The sequence below is a fragment of the Actinospica durhamensis genome (genome assembly GCF_018139695.1).
Classification (GTDB): Bacteria; Actinomycetota; Actinomycetes; order Streptomycetales; family Catenulisporaceae; genus Actinospica; species Actinospica durhamensis.
This window is the reverse complement of sequence record NZ_JAGSOG010000633.1, coordinates 1-836: the sequence shown is the minus strand read 5'-3', so window position 1 is coordinate 836 and position 836 is coordinate 1. Positions and strand designations below refer to the sequence as shown.

At 70.5% G+C, this 836-nt stretch carries 1 protein-coding gene and 1 pseudogene; both read left to right on the top strand.

The annotated features are described in order from the left end of the window. Positions 1-206, top strand: a pseudogene (locus KDL01_RS41475) (hypothetical protein); the annotation flags it as partial. Between the two features lie 69 nt (positions 207-275). Continuing rightward, positions 276-824 (top strand): carbonic anhydrase, encoded by a 549-nt coding sequence (locus KDL01_RS41470; RefSeq protein WP_212534202.1) that lies wholly within the window; start codon positions 276-278, stop codon positions 822-824. Positions 825-836 lie beyond the last annotated feature (12 nt).

The following is an 836-nucleotide window of genomic DNA, read 5'->3' as shown; positions in this document are numbered from 1 at the left end:
CAGGCAGCCCGCCCATCCCCGACAACCTCCGCATCGCGCCGAACCCGCTCGGCGGCGATGACGTGACGCCCAGGCCCGAGCGCTTCGCCGAGGCCCACACCGCCGATCTCGACCCCGCGCACGCCGCGGTGACGGCCGCGAGCCGGCGGCCGATCGAGTCCTCGCACGCCGCACGGCCGCACAGCACGCAGCTGTCACGAACCTGATTCCCGAGGCCCACCACGCGGTCTCGCCATCCACCCACGCCGTCACCACTCCTGATCGGAACCATTGCCATGCCTTCTTCGAACTTCACCGTCTACCTCGAGCGCAACGCACAGTTCGCGGCCACCGGCGCCAACAGCGCCGTCCCCGCCATCCCGTTCATCCCGTTCAAGCAGGTGTACGTCATCACCTGCATCGACCCGCGCGTGGAGCCCGCGGCCGTGCTCGGCACCGGCCTCGGCGAGGCCATCGTCGCCCGCAACGTCGGCGGCCGGGTCACCCCCGCGATCATCAAGGACCTCGCCTGGATCTGCCACCTGCACGAGAACAAGACCCCTGATGCCGACTGGTTCGAAGTCGCGCTCATCCACCACACCGACTGCGGTTCCGGCCTGTTCGCCGACGAGGAGTTGCGCCGCGGCTACGCCGCCCGCGGCGGCTATGACGAGCTCACCGCGGCCGCCATGGCCGTCCTCGACCCCGCCGCGACCGTACGCGAGGACGTCGCGCTGCTGCACGCGGCCCCGGAACTGGCATCCAGCATCCACAACTTCAAGATCGGCGGATACGCCTACGACCTGACCACCGGCCTGCTGACCACCGTCGTCGACCCCGCCTGACCCCTCGACCCC